The 17,891-nt window shown below is 33.5% G+C and carries 14 protein-coding genes; 12 read left to right on the top strand and 2 right to left on the bottom strand.

Features of this window, described 5'->3' with window-relative positions:
- Positions 1–19: 19 nt before the first annotated feature.
- Positions 20–1,321, bottom strand: coding sequence for an O-antigen ligase family protein (locus B6K90_RS10305; RefSeq protein ID WP_088012636.1), 1,302 nt, complete (start codon positions 1,319–1,321; stop codon positions 20–22).
- Positions 1,322–1,731: 410 nt separating this feature from the next.
- On the opposite strand from B6K90_RS10305, the gene murQ reads away from it, so the two are divergent.
- Positions 1,732–2,622, top strand: coding sequence for an N-acetylmuramic acid 6-phosphate etherase (murQ, locus tag B6K90_RS10300; RefSeq protein ID WP_088012635.1), 891 nt, complete (start codon positions 1,732–1,734; stop codon positions 2,620–2,622).
- Positions 2,623–2,641: 19 nt separating this feature from the next.
- Positions 2,642–4,054, top strand: coding sequence for a PTS transporter subunit EIIC (locus B6K90_RS10295; RefSeq protein WP_088012634.1), 1,413 nt, complete (start codon positions 2,642–2,644; stop codon positions 4,052–4,054).
- Positions 4,055–4,110: 56 nt separating this feature from the next.
- Here B6K90_RS10295 and B6K90_RS10290 read toward each other — a convergent pair whose 3' ends face one another.
- Entirely contained in the window at positions 4,111–5,022 is a 912-nt protein-coding gene (locus tag B6K90_RS10290; protein ID WP_088012633.1) for a Gfo/Idh/MocA family protein, read from the bottom strand.
- A gap of 433 nt (positions 5,023–5,455) precedes the next feature.
- On the opposite strand from B6K90_RS10290, the gene B6K90_RS10285 reads away from it, so the two are divergent.
- The 10 genes from B6K90_RS10285 to xylB all read left to right on the top strand — a co-directional run bounded on the left by B6K90_RS10285 (position 5,456) and on the right by xylB (position 17,865).
- On the top strand, positions 5,456–7,144 hold the full coding sequence (locus tag B6K90_RS10285) for a long-chain fatty acid--CoA ligase (RefSeq protein WP_088012632.1): 1,689 nt from the start codon (positions 5,456–5,458) through the stop codon (positions 7,142–7,144).
- A 375-nt stretch (positions 7,145–7,519) separates the two neighbouring features.
- Entirely contained in the window at positions 7,520–9,139 is a 1,620-nt protein-coding gene (locus tag B6K90_RS10280; protein ID WP_235821771.1) for a sensor histidine kinase, read from the top strand.
- 2 nt (positions 9,140–9,141) lie between these two features.
- Complete coding sequence (locus B6K90_RS10275; protein ID WP_088012631.1) at positions 9,142–9,936, top strand: response regulator transcription factor; 795 nt, start codon at positions 9,142–9,144, stop codon at positions 9,934–9,936.
- Positions 9,937–10,030: 94 nt separating this feature from the next.
- Complete coding sequence (locus B6K90_RS10270) at positions 10,031–11,338, top strand: extracellular solute-binding protein (protein WP_088012630.1); 1,308 nt, start codon at positions 10,031–10,033, stop codon at positions 11,336–11,338.
- Between the two features lie 85 nt (positions 11,339–11,423).
- Positions 11,424–12,299, top strand: coding sequence for a carbohydrate ABC transporter permease (locus B6K90_RS10265; protein WP_088012629.1), 876 nt, complete (start codon positions 11,424–11,426; stop codon positions 12,297–12,299).
- A gap of 18 nt (positions 12,300–12,317) precedes the next feature.
- Positions 12,318–13,217: a carbohydrate ABC transporter permease gene (locus B6K90_RS10260; protein WP_088012628.1), complete on the top strand. Its 900-nt coding sequence runs from the start codon at positions 12,318–12,320 to the stop codon at positions 13,215–13,217.
- A 46-nt stretch (positions 13,218–13,263) separates the two neighbouring features.
- The gene (locus B6K90_RS10255; protein ID WP_088012627.1) at positions 13,264–13,899 is read left to right on the top strand and encodes a YesL family protein; all 636 of its coding nucleotides are present in this window, start codon (positions 13,264–13,266) and stop codon (positions 13,897–13,899) included.
- A gap of 32 nt (positions 13,900–13,931) precedes the next feature.
- Positions 13,932–14,903 (top strand): aldose 1-epimerase, encoded by a 972-nt coding sequence (locus tag B6K90_RS10250; protein ID WP_088012626.1) that lies wholly within the window; start codon positions 13,932–13,934, stop codon positions 14,901–14,903.
- A 33-nt stretch (positions 14,904–14,936) separates the two neighbouring features.
- Positions 14,937–16,271: a xylose isomerase gene (gene xylA, locus B6K90_RS10245; RefSeq protein WP_088012625.1), complete on the top strand. Its 1,335-nt coding sequence runs from the start codon at positions 14,937–14,939 to the stop codon at positions 16,269–16,271.
- A gap of 94 nt (positions 16,272–16,365) precedes the next feature.
- On the top strand, positions 16,366–17,865 hold the full coding sequence (gene xylB / locus B6K90_RS10240; RefSeq protein ID WP_088012624.1) for a xylulokinase: 1,500 nt from the start codon (positions 16,366–16,368) through the stop codon (positions 17,863–17,865).
- Positions 17,866–17,891 lie beyond the last annotated feature (26 nt).

Here is a 17,891-nt window from a genome sequence, read left to right as displayed (position 1 = left end):
CTAATAAGTAGGGGCCTTTTTAGTATTTGTTACTAATAAACTTCGATTTTAAATAATGAAAAATCATGTGTGAACTAACGACTAACCTAGCTGTACTGCCATAAACACTAATAAATTTACCTTGAATTGCTGAAATCTCGATATTAAATTGCATACGTTTTGAATACCGATCCCAACACCCAAGCAGAATGACCGTCAGGAAACCAATTTGTGGAGAGAACACTGGCTCATCAAATACACCTGTAAACAAAATAACTGGTAGGCCAAGAAAAAAACTGTTAAAAAAACATTTTTTACTGCGCTCAAAAAAGAATAAGTGAATGCATTTTACAATATTTATACTAATTAGTGTTATAAAGGCCAATCCTCCTAATGTTCCATATTCTGCAAACATACCCAGCAATAAATTATGTGCATGGGGGATGAAATGACCATATTGTATTTCATATTCTTGACCAAATCCAATCGGTGTCACACCAAAGAATGGGTGATTTTTCCACATAGTATATGCGTTTTTCCAAATGTCCAACCTTTTTTGCCCTGCTTGAATAACAGAATCGGCTCTTGGCATTATATAGAGCAACCATTTCGAAAAGAATAGTCCGATGATTGTACAAACAAAGAAAAAGATTCGATTAAGTCGGAAGATAAAAAGTAAATAAATCAAAATCATCGTTGCAAATCCAGCTCTTGAACCTGTAAGAAAAATTCCATAACTAAGTAGTAGTTGGATCGGAAGCTGCCACGCTAAGTTAATATAGTGTTTCCTCTCTAAACTAGAAAGTAGGCTGGCAAAGAGAAAAGAAATAGCGATTAATAAAATAAAAACAGTAAAATTGGGATTATATGCACAACCTATTAGCCGGTTAAAATGCTTAGGTTCAACTTCCCCAAAAAGCACAGTCCCTAATAAATAACCAATAATTTTAGGAAATACAAACCATTTGGATATCCATCCAATTACACAACTATATACGCCCCCAAAGATTATAATCATACGAAATCTCTGAAATAATTGACCTTTTTCAGTTATTAAAATCCTACAATATATACCCCAATAACCAAGAATCATGATACTAACCAATAAAAATAATATATTTCTAAATAAAAGGGCAGCACCAATAGTAGAAATAAATAGGCATAAGAAAAAGTACGAACTAAAAGAATAAATAAAACGCTTATTTATAAACCAATGAGTATAGAGTGTACGAAGCCCGATTATCAATAGCAACGAAATACCTACTGGAGGTAAGAGAAAGCAGAGAAGTGCGCTTTTCTCCACTAACGAGAAATTTTTATAAAACTGTAAAAACTTTTTCATTGTGTACCCCTAGTTAAGTGACATAAATATCCTTAATCATATGGAGGATGTTGTGTTTTCATTTAAAATGAAATGTATTTTAGATATGTTGTCATCAGATTAACAAACAATTTAAAATACATAGGTTTAAAATACCACAATAATATAGTAATTATGTTTTGAAATTGTAAATTGAGTCTAAACTTTTATGTCGGTCTAATTAATGTACAGATTATAGATTTATACTTCTTTTAAAAGAAAAATTGTTAGTAGTAATTTTTATGAATGTGACGTTTATGTAAACAAATATACGAAAATAAAATATGAAATTTCTTCCTTATGAACTTTTATATTGAAATTTTATTTCAATAATAGTTATAATAAGTATGAAATTAAATTTAGTTTAAAAAATTACTTGAGGTGAAGCAAACATGCTTGAGAATTTAACAACCGAAACAAGAAATGAAAAAACAATGAATTTAGATGAGATGTCTATAGAAGAATTTTTGACCGTAATGAACGAAGAGGATGCAAAGGTTGCCGCTGCTGTTCGAAATGAAATTCCTAATATATCTAAAGCTGTTGAAAAAATTGTAACTGCTTTCAAAAGTGGGGGTCGCTTGATTTATATAGGTGCAGGTACAAGTGGCCGCATAGGACTTTTAGACGCAGTTGAATGTCCTCCTACATTTGGAACAAGCCCAGAAGAGGTAGTAGGGTTAATTGCAGGTGGAGAAAAGGCTTTTATAAAAGCAGTTGAAGGCGCAGAGGATAGCGAAGAACTTGCAACTAACGATTTAAAGGAAATTAAGTTGAGTAAAAATGATATTGTAGTTGGAATTGCAGCAAGTGGTCGTACGCCATATGTTATTGGTGGTTTAAAATACGCCAAAGAAATTGGAGCTTCTACTGTAGCAGTTAGTTGTAACAAGGGCTCGAAGATTGGTCAAGAGGCAGAAATTGCAATCGAAGTTGTTAATGGACCTGAAGTATTAACTGGTTCTACACGATTAAAGGCCGGTACTTCTCAAAAGTTAGTTTGCAACATGTTATCTACGGCATCAATGGTTGGTATTGGAAAAGTATACGGTAATCTAATGGTTGATGTTCAATCAACAAATGAAAAATTAGTTGAGCGTTCAAAACGCATTGTAATGGAAGCAACTTCTTGTACGTATGAAATTGCAGAAGAGTATTTAATGAAGTCGAATCAAAGCCCAAAAGTTGCCATCGTTATGATTCTTACTGGATTTAGTTACGAGCAAGCAATTGAGCAATTGAAAAAATCAGAAGGATTTGTTCGAAAAGCGATACAAAAATAAATTTTAGGGGGAGTAGAAGATGGATAAATATCAAAGATTAGCTTCTGAAATTGCTGATGCTATTGGCGGTACTGGTAATGTAGTTTCATATACAAACTGTATGACAAGACTTCGTGTCAATGTAGCTGATCGCAGTTTAATCAATGAAGACCAAGTTAAAAAAATTAACGGAGTTCTTGGAACTGTTGATGATGAGACTTACCAAATCATCTTAGGTCCTGGTACAGTAACAAAAGTTGCTGAACAATTTGGTCTATTAGGAAATGGTTCAACTGGAAAACAAGGAACTTCATCAGCGGCTTTAAAAGATAAGGGCGCAGATATGAAAGCTGAGTTAAAAAAGAAAAATAACACAACTTTTAAAAATTTCTTACGCAAAGTCGGTAATATCTTTATTCCATTAATTCCGGCATTCGTTGGAGCAGGTTTAATTGCAGGTATTGCTTCGATTTTATCAAATAATATTACGGCTCAAAATTTAGATGCAGCGACTTGGTCACAGTATGTTACAGTTTTAAATGTAATTAAAAATGCAATCTTCTCATATTTAGTAATTTATGTTGGTATCAACGCAGCGAAGGAATTCGGGGCGACACCATCCCTTGGGGGAGTAATTGGTGGTGTAACACTTTTGACAGGTATGCTTCCTGAACAACCAATTAAAAATATCTTTAATGGTGACCCGTTAGCTCCTGGTCAAGGTGGCGTTATTGGTGTTCTACTTGCAGTATATTTACTATCACTTTTAGAAAAACAATTACGTAAGATTGTTCCTGATTCTTTAGATATCATTATTACACCTATGATTGCTTTACTAGTAGTTGGTTTACTGACAATTTTCTTCATTATGCCATTCGCAGGATTTATTTCTGATAACTTAATTGGCTCTATTAACTGGATTATTGCAAAAGGCGGTATTTTTGCAGGATTTGTATTAGGTATGGGATTCTTACCATTAGTTATGTTAGGCTTACACCAAGTATTAACACCGATTCATATCGAGTTAATTAACACAACTGGTGCAACACAATTATTACCAATTCTAGCAATGGCAGGTGCTGGACAAGTCGGAGCAGCTTTAGCACTATGGTTACGTTGCAAAAAGAATAAATCATTATCAAACATGATTAAAGGTGCTCTTCCAGTAGGTATTTTAGGAATTGGTGAACCATTAATTTATGGTGTTACTTTACCTCTTGGTCGTCCATTTATCACTGCGTGTATTGGTGGTGGTATTGGAGGTGCAGTAATTGGAATGTTTGGACACGTTGGTGCAATTGCAATTGGTCCTTCAGGAATTGCTTTAGTTCCACTTATTGCAAATGGAATGTGGTTAAAATATGTGATCGGATTACTTTCTGGTTATGCTGGCGGTTTCGTCCTAACGTATTTCTTCGGCACACCAAAAGATGCAATGGCTGAACAAGAATAAAACTTAAATAAAACCCGGATAATTAGAATTACAGTCTAATTATTCGGGTTTTTTATTCAATTTACATTTGAATCGATATACTGGACAATTCTTTCGCAAATTTCATGAGTAATCAATGAATCATTAATTGATGGATTTGGGGTTTTATTCTGTTCTATGCAGTCTAGAAAGTGGTCTACTATTTGGTAAAAACCACGTTTAAATAAAGTCGGTTCCCAATCGCCAAATTTCGAAATGTTGATTTCTTTATTATGATAATGGGTTGTTTCAACTAAGCTATTTACTACATATTTATTTTGTGGTGTCATATAATCAATAATTTCTTCCGTAACACCATTGTTTCTGTTCATTATTCCAATTGCTGTGCATCCTTCACCTATAAGATGAATGACTAGGTGTTCAAGCATATTATTATTTTTTAAGAAATTGATTTTTAAATCAATTACATTAGTAGCCATTAAATACCTAAGTGTATCCACCACATGAATAAAATCCTCTACAACAAATCTTCTAGTATATTCAGGAGAGTTAAATCTATTTTTTTGCATGAGTATTAAGTTAGCCTTTCCATGCATAGTAAGATCTTTTACTTTAGGGATAAATCGTCTATTGAATCCAACCATCGCTATTTTTCCTTGTTCTTTTGCTAGAGTGACAATTTGTTCAGTTTCATGAAAATTCATCGAAATAGGTTTATCAATATAAACGTTTATACCATTTAATAATAACTTTTTAGTTATCTCAAAATGAGCTTCTGTAGTTGTACTAACAAAAGCTGCATCAAGATTCTTTTCTAACAATTCTTCTACTGAATGAACGGTTTCATTGATCCGATATTTGTTTGATAAATAGTCTAGTGTTTCATTACTTCTTGTACATAGAACCAATTCGATCTTTTCTTTTTCGGAAAGAACTGGTAGATAGGCCTTTGTAGCTATATCTCCTAAACCAATTATTCCAATTCTCATATGATAACACCTCACTTGTTATTTATTGAAACATAGAAAAGTTGTAAAGTAAGTAATTGTATGTATTTCAGTTAAGTTAAAATGTTTTTTAAATTTTCGAAAAACTATTTATTCATTTAAGCCTTTCCATTATAATAAGTTCTAAAGGATTTTTACAAAGATTTACTATTCCTTTTTCCATTCAAACTTGTCTTCCCACACTGAACTTAGCAATTGCCTCATTTTGCAATTTACTTTCAAATAATTTCAAAGATAATATTAAAAGCAAAATATTTTGTAAGCGTTTTCTGTTAGAAGGTTATTCATTAAGTAGAGATCATATATGAATATTTATCCTGAATTTTTTTGTTAATGACAAAATATTTAAAACATAAAAGAAAGTACTGTCATATTAAAAATTAAATATAAAAAGTAAATAAACGGAGGGAAAATTATGAGTACTTCACATTTTGCATATTGGCCAAAAAGGGTTTCGAAATCTTTAACTGTACCTGAGACGACACTCTATGATAATTTAGTCGTTTCGGCAAAAAGATATCCAAATAAAACGGCAATAGAGTATTATGGTGCTTCAAAAACGTACAAGCAGCTTCTTGAGGAGGTTGATCATTTAGCAGGATATCTTGAGCATAGGTTAGAAGTTTACCCTGGTGAACGCGTAATGCTTTATATGCAAAACTCACCTCAATACGTCATCGCCTTTTATGCAATTTTAAGAGTAAGAGGAATTGTAGTACCAATTAACCCGATGAACACCACTGATGAACTCGAATTTTATATTAATGATTGCGAAATTAAAACTGCATTCATTGGCCAAGAATTATCCCCTCAAATTGAACCTTTACAAGCTAAAACTGGTTTAGAGAATTTAGTAGTTGCAGTTTACTCTGAATACTTACCAGCAATTCCTTTAGTTTCTGATTTATCGACAGAAATAACTCAGCCAAAGAAAATTTATGAAAGCGAAAATATATTTTATTGGGAGGATGCTATACAAACACAGCTAACTCCATCATTATATGAAGGTAATTGTGAAGATGTTGCAGTCCTTCCATATACTTCAGGAACAACAGGTTTACCAAAAGGCTGTATACACACACATAAAACGGTACAAGCAAATGTAGTAGGATCTGCAGTTTGGATGAATATTTCTGCAAATGCTGTTAGTTTTTCAACTTTGCCACTGTTCCATGTAACAGGAATGGTTCATGGAATGCATACACCGATTTTTACCGGTTCAAGTATGGTATTGCTAACGAGATGGAATCGAAACCATGCATGCAAACTAATTGAAAACTATCAGTGTACCCATTGGGTAAATATTAGTACAATGCTAATCGACTTTTTAGCGAATCCAAGTTTAAATACAGATGACATCAAGTCTCTTGTAAATATTGCAGGTGGTGGAGCTCCTCTTCCAGAAGCAGTAGGTGAGCATCTATTTCAATTAACAGGTTTAAAGTTTGTTGAAGGCTATGGATTATCAGAAACAATTGCACAAACTCATTTTAATCCGCCAGATCGACCAAAACTTCAATGTCTTGGAATTCCATCATTCGACGTAGACGCTAGAATTATCGAGCCAATAACAATGAAACAGCTAGGTGTTGGTGAAGTTGGCGAAATTGTTGTAAATGGGCCACAAGTATTTAAAGGCTACTTTAACCGCCCAGAAGAAACAAAAGACGCCCTTATTGAAATAGACGGAAAACTGTTTTTCCGTACAGGAGATATCGGTCGGTTTGACGATGAAGGGTATTATTTTATCGTTGACCGTGTTAAAAGGATGATTAACGCGTCGGGCTTTAAAGTGTGGCCAACCGAGGTGGAAAACCTACTTTATAAACATCCAGCCATTCAACAAGCTTGTGTTGTTAGTAAGCCTGATGAAAAAAGGGGCGAAACGGTAAAGGCATATGTAATCTTAAATCCTGTTTATTTAGGCAAAGTAAGTGAGGATGACATTATCGATTGGTCAAAAGAGCATATGGCTAGCTATAAATATCCTAGATATGTCGAATTTACTAAAAAATTACCAACTACGGCAAGCGGGAAAATTTTATGGAGGACTCTTCAGGAAGCAGAATGGAGTAAAGTTGAACAAGTTAGTGAGTCAGAATAGCTAGAAATATGGGCAAAGAGTAAATGAATAGTAAATAATAAAATGAAAAGGGAACCTAAACAAGTGAAGTTTTAGGCTCCTTTTTTTCGTGTTGTTTTTAATTTAATTAAATTTCCTCTATCCCTAAATTGTCCTTTATTCTGGAAGTTATTACTAGATAGTTGTTTTTAATATTCAGACTAATACTAAATATAGTATGATAATTTTTAAAGAAAACCCTTACATTAACTTACTACTGAAAAGGTGATTACAATCTTCAAAATTAGATTACGGTTAAAAAAATTAAACACTTTACGAAATCAAATATTGGCCGTCTTCTTGATTGTTATGGTGATTGTTTTATCCATTATGGTATATAACCAAGTTGGAACTTTAATGAAGGATACAACAGAGAAGCAAATCAAACAAACGGCAGTTGAAGCAAACGGAAGAATGGAAACCTTGTATAAGCAAATTGATACTTTATCGAATCAATTAATGACGAACGAGACGGTTCAACAAATATTACTCGGATTGAAAAACGGAGATAGTGTTGATTTTGCAAAAAGACAATCATTGATTAGAGTAATAAATAACTTTTTAGCTTATTCAAATGGAATCTCTTCTTTTGAGTTATATTCTTCGGAAGGAAATCGTATTTTTCCATTCGGTGAAAAAAATTTATCAAGTGTAATCGATGAGAAATGGGTAAAGGAAGCAGAAGCAGAAAAAGGAAGATTAGTATGGGTAGGGAAAGATCCTAAAAATGGTAACTATTCATATGCAATAAGAAGAGTAAGTTTAATGGATCGATGGTTTTCAAATGGAGGATATTTAGTAGTAAGAATCGTTAATAGTTACTTTCAGGTTGAAGAAAGTAATTTATCTCCTGGGGAGAAGGATTATATGATGCTTCTTGATAGGGATTTAACACCAATAACAGATAATTACGGCATTGATATTCAAAAATTTTTACTAGAAGGATATGAATCGATAAAGATCAATAAAAAACAATATATGATTGTGACACAACCATCTCAAAAAACAGGCTGGACGCTTGTCATTTTAAAACCTACAAGCTTTTTAAATGAGCGGGTAACACCGGTAAGAAAAGCGACTCTTTTTTCTGGTGTGATTGGATTTATTATTTTTGTCGTATCTTCAATTATTCTAGCAACAATGATCACAAGACCAATAAAAAAACTTACAAATACAATGAAGAATGCGAAAATGGATGAGTTGAAAATTAACAAGGAAAGTGCAGCTTCATTAGAAATAATTGAATTAAATAGAACTTATAACCAGATGGTAGAAAATACAAATCATTTAATACAAGTCGTTTATGAAAAGGAATTACTTCGAAGTCAAACTGAGTTGAAGGCGCTACAAGCCCAAATTGATCCGCATTTCCTTTATAATACGCTAAATGCACTTTACTGGTCTTTAGATGATAGGGGCGAAGATGATTTAGCTGAAATAGTCATTGCAATGTCAGGGTTATTTCGCTATACAATTGGCAATGCAAACAGTAGTGAATGGGTAACTATACAAGCTGCTCTCGAGCAAATTGAACGTTATTTACAGATTATGAAAATGAGATTAGGAGAACGGTTGTTATGGGAGATATCTGTTGATCCAAATCTATTAAACATTAGAATTCCTAAGCTGCTAATCCAACCATTAGTTGAGAACGCCATTATGCATGGTATTGAAAGTAGTCGCGAACAAGGAATTGTTTTAGTAAAGATTAAAAGGATTAATGACTCATCTAATTTGTTAGTGACTGTTAAGGACAATGGACCAGGTATTAATAAGGATGATCTTAATGCTCTTAATCTAGCAATAAAAAATGATAATGTATCGTCCTTTAAAGGAATGGGTATGGCGCTTACTAATGTAAATAAAAGAATTAAATTATATTACGAAGGATATGACTTAAGTGGTCTTCGTTTAGAAAGTGAGATTGGTAAAGGTACAACTGTATTATTCGAAGTTCCAGACAAAGGTGGGGAATAATAGTGGATACAAAAACAATTCTAATTGTTGATGATGAACAAGCAACTAGGCAAGGGCTAAAAAAAACATTAGAGAAATGGTCAAATGGTCAGTTTGAAATTCTTAGTGCGGCGAATGGTCAAGAAACATTTGAACAAATGAGTAGAACAAAAATTCATCTATTAGTAACGGATATTTGTATGCCTGAAATGGATGGTTTAGAGCTTTTAAAAAACCTAAAGAATAAAGGCCATAAGTTTGTTTCAATTATTATTTCTGGACACCCTGACTTTGAATATGCCCAGGAGGCTATTCGTCTAGGAGTTGTAAACTATTTATTAAAACCAGTAAGTAAGCAAAAATTAATTGAAGCCATTGAACAAGCGCTTGAAAAGGAAGCGAATATTGAACGTATTGAGTATATGGAAAAGGTGACTGATCAGAAATTATTAAAACTAGATCAAGTTAATAGCCGCTCTAAATCCATTAAGGCAGCAAAAACATTTATAAATAAAAATATAAGAAACCAAATTTCATTAAAGGATGTTGCAGAAGCTGTACATCTAAATGCAAGCTATTTTAGTGTGTTATTTAAAGAGCAAGTCGGGTTAACATTTAGTGAATATTTAACTAGAAAGAGACTACAAATTGCAAAAAATCGTCTACTGACGACGGATTTGCAAATTGAAGAAATTGCACTAGAAGTAGGCTATCAGACAGCAAAATATTTCATTAAGATCTTTAAGGATTACGAGGGAATTACGCCAAGTAAATTTAGAAAAGTGTCAGAACTTGATGATTCCCTAATCCAAAAATAGTGGAATTTTATCCAATCGTGGTTACCTTACCGCGATTTTTTTTTAGTGCTAGAATTTACTTGTAACGAAAAATTCAAAAAAATGGGGGTTTGACATGTTTAAGAAAGCGTCTTCATTAATGTTAGCACTAGTTCTTATACTGATGGTTGCTTTAACTGGCTGTGGTAAATCTAATAACGCGTCAAGTGAAAGCGGTTCCAAAAAAGTAATTAAATTTATGCATCTTTGGCCAGCTGGAAGTTCCAAGCAGCAAAACTTAATTGTATCTGACATTATTAAGCAATATGAGGCTGAACATAAGGATGTAAAAATTGAAGTAGAAGTACTTGAAAATGAGCAATACAAAAATAAGATTAAAGTTCTTTCTTCTTCTAACGAACTTCCTGATGTAGGGTTTACATGGGCAGCAGGATATATGACACCATTTGTAAAAGGCGGTCTTTTTGCTGATTTAGATGACGTGTTAAATAACGGGTTAAAAGATTCTTTTGTAAGTGGAACAACTGAAGCATATGCAATCGATGGTAAAACTTATGGATTACCTCTGGAACTGAACATCGCTCCAATTTATTACAATAAAGCAATTTTTGAAAAATATAATCTTCAAGTACCACAAACTTATAGCGAATTCCAAAATGTTGTTAAAACACTTGCTAAAAATGGGGTTGCTCCAATCGCCTTAGGAAATAAAGATCGTTGGACAGGTTCACTTTGGTATATGTATTTAGCAGACAGAATTGGTGGGTCTGATGTATTAAATAAAGCAATTAATCGTACAGGCACATTCGAAGATCCTGCACTTGTATCAGCGGCTCAAGAGGTTCAGAACCTAGTTAAAGAAAAAGCATTTAATAAAGGTTTTAATGGATTATCTAATGATGAAGGTAAATCTGAATTCTTAAATGGTAATGCAGCTATGTACTTAATGGGAACATGGGAGCTTCCAAACTTTACGACAAATGAAGAAATATCAAAAGATTTCCGTGATAATGTAGGTTTCTTTAAATTCCCTACTTATGAAGGCGGAAAAGGTAATATTAACAGCTGGGTTGGTGGCCCTGGAGTAGGACTATTTGTATCAGAACATTCAAAGGTTAAAGCTGAAGCGAAAGACTTTGTTAAATTCTTTGTAGAGAAGTGGGGAGAACAATCGGTTGAAAAAGCGGGTGTAATTCCAGCAACTAAAGTTGATACATCAAAAGTAAATTTACCACCGTTATATATTGACGTGTTAAATGAATTAAATAAAGCTAGCAACTTAACATTATTTGCAGATGTTCAAATGAGTGCTTCAGTAGCAGAAACTCACTTAAACCTAATTCAATCTCTATTTGGAAATGAAGTAAAACCAAAAGATTTTGCTAAACAACATGAAGATGCTTTAAAGGCAGAAGATAAATAATTTCTGATTTATTAAAGAAAAGGGCATATAGATTCATTCTTATATGCCCTTGATTTTAAAATTAAGGGGAAGGAGTTGAATCGAAGTGAATAAAACTATGTCTAATAAAAAAATAATTGCCCTGTATATTACACCAGCTCTTTTTCTGATCCTTGCTTTGATATACGTTCCAATCGTACAAACTGGATACTTTGGCTTAATGAAATGGAATGGAATTGGGGAAAAGGAGTTCATAGGTTTAAAGAATTACTCCCACTTACTACATGATCCTCTATTTTGGAAAAGTGCTTTCCACTCCTTTTTATTAGCAGTATTTTCGGCAGTTAGTTTAATTGGTTATTTGTTCATCTCATTTATACTTGCAGGAAAAATTAAAGGTGCAGACCTTCTTAGAAAAATATATCTTATTCCAATGCTACTTGCTTCTGTTGCAATTGCTCAGCTTTGGCTTAAAATTTATCACCCTACTAACGGTATTCTAAATAGCTTACTTGTTTCACTAGGAGTTAATAATCCACCAGCATGGTTAGCAGAAACAAACTTAGCATTATATGCGATTATTATTCCGATTATTTGGCAGTATGCCGGTTTTTATATTCTGATTTACTATGCAGCTCTTAAAAATATTCCAGACTCTCTTATTGAAGCTGCAAGAATTGATGGGGCGACACCAATACAGATCGCACTAAAAATAAAATTACCATTAATAATGAATGTTGTTAAAGTAACGATTGTTCTTGCTGTCGTTGGATCACTTAAATATTTTGATTTAATTTACGTTATGACAGGTGGGGGTCCTAATGGTTCAAGTGAAGTAATGGCTTCCTATATGTATCAAAAAGCATTCAAAGGTTTTGATTTTGGATATGCAAGTGCGATTGGATTTTTCTTATTAGTTATTTGTTTAGTTGTTACTTGGATTATTCGAAAGTTTACTGAATCAAATAATGACATTTACTAAAAGAAAGGGGGATTTTAAATGGATACGGTAAGAGCTACTGGTTCACAAGCCATTGTAACTGAAAAGAAAATTGACCGTAGCAAGAATAGTATTTTTAGTAAAATTGCTTACGGATTTATGTATCTTTTCCTTATAATCGTAGCGATTTTTCAAATATTTCCGATCATCTGGTTGTTTCTTTTTTCACTAAAAAATAACCAAGAAGTTTTCAATATGTCTCCTTTTTCATTACCTGAAAGCCCAAAGTGGGAAAATTATACGAAAGTTTGGACTGAAGGAAACATTAGCCAGTATTTCTTTAACAGTGTGACTTATACAATCGCTGCTGTTATCTTAACGGTTGTATTAGCAAGTATGGTGACCTTCGCAATTACAAGAATGAATTGGAAAGCAAGTAAATGGGTATTGGGATTATTTATGGTAGGTTTAATGATTCCAGTCCATTCAACACTGATTCCTTTATTTAATACTTTTACAAAAATAAATTTAATTGATAATCCACTCTCGGTAATTCTTACGTATACAGCTTTTAACCTGCCAATTACGATTATGATTTTAATTGGTTTTTATGAAGCTCTACCAAGAGAAGTAGAAGAAGCAGCGATAATGGATGGGGCATCAATTAACCATATCTTTTTTAAGATTACTTTACCAATGACATCACCAGTAATTGCTACAGCTGCAATTATTAATATGATTTACAACTGGAATGAGTTTGTTTTTGTTAATACATTTATTAGTTCCGATCAATTTAAAACACTCACTGTTGGTATTCAAAATTTTATTGGGCAGTATACGACTGATTGGGGAGCAATTGGAGCTACATTAGTTATTAGTATTCTACCAATCCTGATTGCCTTCTTTATATTGAGTAATCGAATTGTAGAAGGAATTGCTTCTGGGTCAGTAAAAGGTTAATTACATTAAATAAAGCTATAGATGAGTTCGTAAAGGAGGGTGATTAATGATACTCGGAAAAACAATGGGAAAATTGTTTACGATATGTGAATGGATTATGAAATTAGCATATGTCAATCTACTATGGTTCCTTTTTTCAATAGGAGGGTTAGTCATATTTGGTTTTTTCCCTGCTACGGTAGCCCTTTTTACAATTGTTCGTAAATGGATCGTAAAAGAAACGGATCTTCCAATTTGGAGAACATTTCTAACTGTCTTCTTGAAGGAATTCAAAAGTTCTAACAAACTTGGGCTAGTATTCATTTTTAGCGGCATCTTCCTAACGTTTGATGTATTTTACATTCGAACGATCGAAGGGTTGTTCCAATTAATCTTAATCATGGCTTTATTAATCATTGCAGCAGTTTATTTAATGGTTTTACTTTATATTTTCCCACTATATGTACATTACGAATTTAAATTTAAAGACTATTTAAAAAATGCATTCTTCTTAAGTATATTTCATTTTCACATTACCTTGCTAATGCTAGTTAGTCTAATCGCTATACTATTTTTGTTGCTCTATCAGCCAGGATTAATTCCATTCTTTAGTGTCGTATCAATTGCCTGGATTTTGATGTTCTGCGGTATGTACAGCTTTAATCGAATAGACGAAAGACAAGGTAAGATTAGCAAAGTCTAAATGTAGAAATTATAACAGAACGGGGAATATAGATGAATACTTATGCAAAGGAAATCTCTTTTTTAGAAGAACCGGCGATTAAAGCAGGTAATAGTGAATTGGAGATTATCATTATTCCTGGATGGGGATCAAACTTGATTTCCATGGTTCATAAAAAATCAAATACTGAGCTTTTGAGAGTCCCTAACTCAACCGAGGAATATTTGAATAATCCGGTTCTGTTCGGTACACCAATCTTGTTCCCACCAAATCGAATTGACCAAGGTAAGTTTAGATTTGGCAAAAGAACGTATCAGTTTGAAATTAATGAAATAGACAAGCAGAATCACATTCATGGTTTTGTTCACACAAGGAAGTGGAATATTTCGAGTGTAGAAGTTAATGAGCAAACAGTGAAAATTATAACTGAGTTTGATTCAAGTAAGCACGAAGATGTAATGGTTCAATTCCCACATCATTTTATTATAAGGATGAGCTTTATTCTGAATGATAATTTATTTGCTAAAAAAGCAGAAATTATTAATAAAAGTAAAGAAGTTTTACCGTTTGGCTTTGGATATCATACTAGTTTTTTATTCCCAGAAGAAACTTCAATCTTCAAGCTGCCAGTTGATAAACGTTGGAAACTAAATGATCGATTTTTACCAACGGGGGAATTAGAAGATATTGAGTACAAGTATGAGTTGGGTGAGGGAATGAGCTTGTCCGGGCTAGAGTTAGATGATGTATTTCTATCTAATCCCAATAACAGTGGCCTTCACACGGCACAAATAACGAACAATTCAACCGGAGTTGAGATTAATTATACCGTTGACCAAAGTTTTAAGCATTGGGTCGTTTATAACAAGGATGGGAGAAGCGGTTTTTTATGCCCAGAGCCTTACACATGGGTAACTAACGCTCCTAATCTTGAAGTAAATGAAGAATTGACTGGCTTACAAGGAATTGAGCCAGATGATATGAAGGTATTGCGCACATGGATTGTTATTTCAAATAAGTCATAGAATTTTAAACTACTATTTTAGGAGGAATTAAACATGAGTTACTTTACTAATATTAACAAAATTAAATTCGAAGGTCCTAAATCAAAAAATCCATTTTCATTTAAGTATTATGATCCTCAAAGAATAATTAATGGCCAAAAAATGGAAGATTTACTTCGTTTTTCAGTTGCTTACTGGCATACATTTACTGCAGATGGTTCAGATCCGTTTGGAGCAGGAACAATGCAACGTCCTTGGAACCATTTAACGGGAATGGATCTTGCTAAAGCGCGTGTAGAAGCATCGTTTGAGTTTTATGAAAAGCTAGATGTTCCTTTCTTCTGTTTCCATGATTCAGATGTTGCTCCTGAAGGAAATACACTAGGTGAAACTTATAAAAACTTAGATGTAATTGTAGAAATGATAAAAGAATACATGAAAACAAGTAAAACAAAATTACTTTGGAACACGGCAAATATGTTTACTCATCCTCGCTATGTAAATGGAGCTGCAACTTCTAACAACGCGGACGTATTTGCATATTCGGCAGCAAAAGTGAAAAAAGGTTTAGAAATTGCGAAAGAACTTGGTGCAATTAACTATGTATTCTGGGGTGGACGTGAAGGGTATGACACGCTTATGAATACAGATATGAAGCTTGAGCAAGATAACTTAGCACGTTTCTTCCATATGGCTGTGGATTATGCAAAAGAAATCGGATTCGATGGTCAGTTCTTAATTGAACCAAAACCAAAAGAACCAACGAAACATCAATATGACTTTGATGTGGCAACTGGACTAGCTTTCTTACAAGCTAATGGATTAGAGAAACAGTTTAAATTCAATATTGAAGCAAATCATGCAACGCTTGCTGGTCATACATTTGAGCATGAATTACGCGTTGCTCGAATGAATGGAATGCTTGGTTCAGTCGATGCAAACCAAGGTGATAAGTTAATTGGTTGGGATACAGATGAGTTCCCTACAGATCTTTACTCTACTACATTAGCAATGTATGAAATCTTAAAAAATGGTGGCTTAGGAAAAGGCGGCCTGAACTTTGATGCAAAAGTAAGAAGAGGATCATTTGATGTAGAAGATTTATTCCATGCACATATTGCTGGAATGGATAGCTTTGCAATTGGCACATTAGTAGCAAATAAACTAATTGAAGATAAAGTATTTGAAAGCTTTATTGAAGATCGTTATAGCAGCTTTACTTATGGTATTGGTAAAGAAATCGTAGAGAATAAAGCAAATTTCCATACACTTGAAGCATATGCATTAAATTTAGGTGATATCCAAAATAAATCTGGTCGTGAAGAGCGTCTTAAATCAGTATTAAACCAATATTTATTAGAAGCGATTTCTGAATTCGCAACAGTTTAAAAATCTCTTGACCATAAAATGTGCTGGGAAATTCACTATTTCCAGCACATTTTTCTCATACGATACGATCAAAAACAAAAAAGGGATGATTTTTATGAAATATGTAGTAGGTATTGATTTAGGTACAAGTGCCGTAAAAATTTTGTTAGTTAATCAATCTGGAGAGGTATGCCAAGAAGTATCTCGTGCCTATCCATTAATACAAGAGAGATCCGGGTATAGTGAACAAAATCCAGAAGAATGGGTTGAAAAAACAATCGATGGACTTGCCGAACTAGTTAGAGATTTTAATGGTAATCCGAATGATATACAAGGGATTAGTTTTTCAGGTCAAATGCATGGTCTAGTGTTATTGAATAAAGAAAATGAAAGCCTTCGCAATGCAATTTTATGGAATGACACAAGAACGACTAAGCAATGTGACTATATCAATGAAATAGTAGGAAAAGAACGACTACTTGAGATAACGAAAAATCCAGCGCTTGAAGGATTTACTTTACCAAAACTTTTATGGGTAAAGGAATTTGAACCGGAGATTTATCACCAGGCAGCAGTATTTTTGTTACCTAAAGACTATCTTCGTTATCGTCTAACTGGAAAAATTTATACTGAATACTCGGATGCTGCTGGAACATTACTTTTAAACGTAAAAGAAAAGCAGTGGAGTGAAGAGTTATGTAATAAATTTGATATACCATTACACCTTTTCCCACCAATTGTCGAGTCTCATGATTGTGTTGGAACAATTACAAAAGAGGTTTCTAATTTGACAGGACTTAATCGTGAAGTGAAAGTATTTGCGGGCGGGGCGGATAATGCATGTGGCGCAATTGGCTCAGGTATTTTAAAAGAAGGCAGTACGCTATGTAGTATTGGTACCTCAGGAGTTGTCCTTTCTTATGAAGAGCATGGAGAACACAATTTCAAAGGGAAAGTTCATTATTTTAACCACGGGAAAGAAGATGCTTTCTATTCAATGGGTGTAACGCTAGCCGCAGGGTTTTCGTTAAGCTGGTTTAAAGATACTTTTGCTGAGAATGAGCATTTCGAACAGTTATTAGAGGATGTCGATAGCGTTTCAATTGGTTCAAATGGTTTAATGTTTACTCCGTATTTGGTTGGTGAAAGAACGCCTCATGCTGATTCAACTATTAGAGGTAGTTTTATCGGTATGGATGCGGCACATAAGAGAAGAGATTTTACGAGGGCTGTCATGGAAGGTATTACTTTTTCATTGAACGAGTCAATTGAAATTTTCCGAAATAACGGTAAAAAGATTGATTCGGTTATTTCAATTGGAGGCGGTGCAAAAAATTCTGTATGGCTTCAAATGCAAGCAGATATTTTTAATGCGACGATTATTAAGCTTTCAAGCGAGCAAGGTCCTGGGATGGGTGCGGCGATGCTTGCTGCTTATGGATGTAATTGGTTTGAATCATTAGAGGCTTGTGCAGAAGAGTTCATAAAGCCAATCACTTCATATAAACCAGTTAGTGAAAACGTTAAACAATATGAGAAGCTTTATTCTATTTATAAGCAAGTTTATTCCAAAACGAAGGAACTAAATACAATGTTATCTGAATTTAGAAAGTAGTATGAGACGCTAAAAATAGCACTAAA

Source organism: Gottfriedia acidiceleris, from assembly GCF_002128425.1.
GTDB lineage: Bacteria > Bacillota > Bacilli > Bacillales > Bacillaceae_G > Gottfriedia > Gottfriedia acidiceleris.
The sequence above is the reverse complement of the archived record's forward strand: the minus strand, read 5'-3'. Positions and strand labels throughout refer to the sequence as shown.

Excerpts from the sequence above, each read along its gene's own strand:
- B6K90_RS10305 (WP_088012636.1), bottom strand. The coding sequence starts at position 1,321 with ATGAAAAAGTTTTTACAGTTTTATAAAAATTTCTCGTTAGTGGAGAAA.
- murQ (WP_088012635.1), top strand. The coding sequence starts at position 1,732 with ATGCTTGAGAATTTAACAACCGAAACAAGAAATGAAAAAACAATGAAT.
- B6K90_RS10295 (WP_088012634.1), top strand. The coding sequence starts at position 2,642 with ATGGATAAATATCAAAGATTAGCTTCTGAAATTGCTGATGCTATTGGC.
- B6K90_RS10290 (WP_088012633.1), bottom strand. The coding sequence starts at position 5,022 with ATGAGAATTGGAATAATTGGTTTAGGAGATATAGCTACAAAGGCCTAT.
- B6K90_RS10285 (WP_088012632.1), top strand. The coding sequence starts at position 5,456 with ATGAGTACTTCACATTTTGCATATTGGCCAAAAAGGGTTTCGAAATCT.
- B6K90_RS10280 (WP_235821771.1), top strand. The coding sequence starts at position 7,520 with ATGAAGGATACAACAGAGAAGCAAATCAAACAAACGGCAGTTGAAGCA.
- B6K90_RS10270 (WP_088012630.1), top strand. The coding sequence starts at position 10,031 with ATGTTTAAGAAAGCGTCTTCATTAATGTTAGCACTAGTTCTTATACTG.
- B6K90_RS10260 (WP_088012628.1), top strand. The coding sequence starts at position 12,318 with ATGGATACGGTAAGAGCTACTGGTTCACAAGCCATTGTAACTGAAAAG.
- B6K90_RS10255 (WP_088012627.1), top strand. The coding sequence starts at position 13,264 with ATGATACTCGGAAAAACAATGGGAAAATTGTTTACGATATGTGAATGG.
- B6K90_RS10250 (WP_088012626.1), top strand. The coding sequence starts at position 13,932 with ATGAATACTTATGCAAAGGAAATCTCTTTTTTAGAAGAACCGGCGATT.
- xylA (WP_088012625.1), top strand. The coding sequence starts at position 14,937 with ATGAGTTACTTTACTAATATTAACAAAATTAAATTCGAAGGTCCTAAA.
- xylB (WP_088012624.1), top strand. The coding sequence starts at position 16,366 with ATGAAATATGTAGTAGGTATTGATTTAGGTACAAGTGCCGTAAAAATT.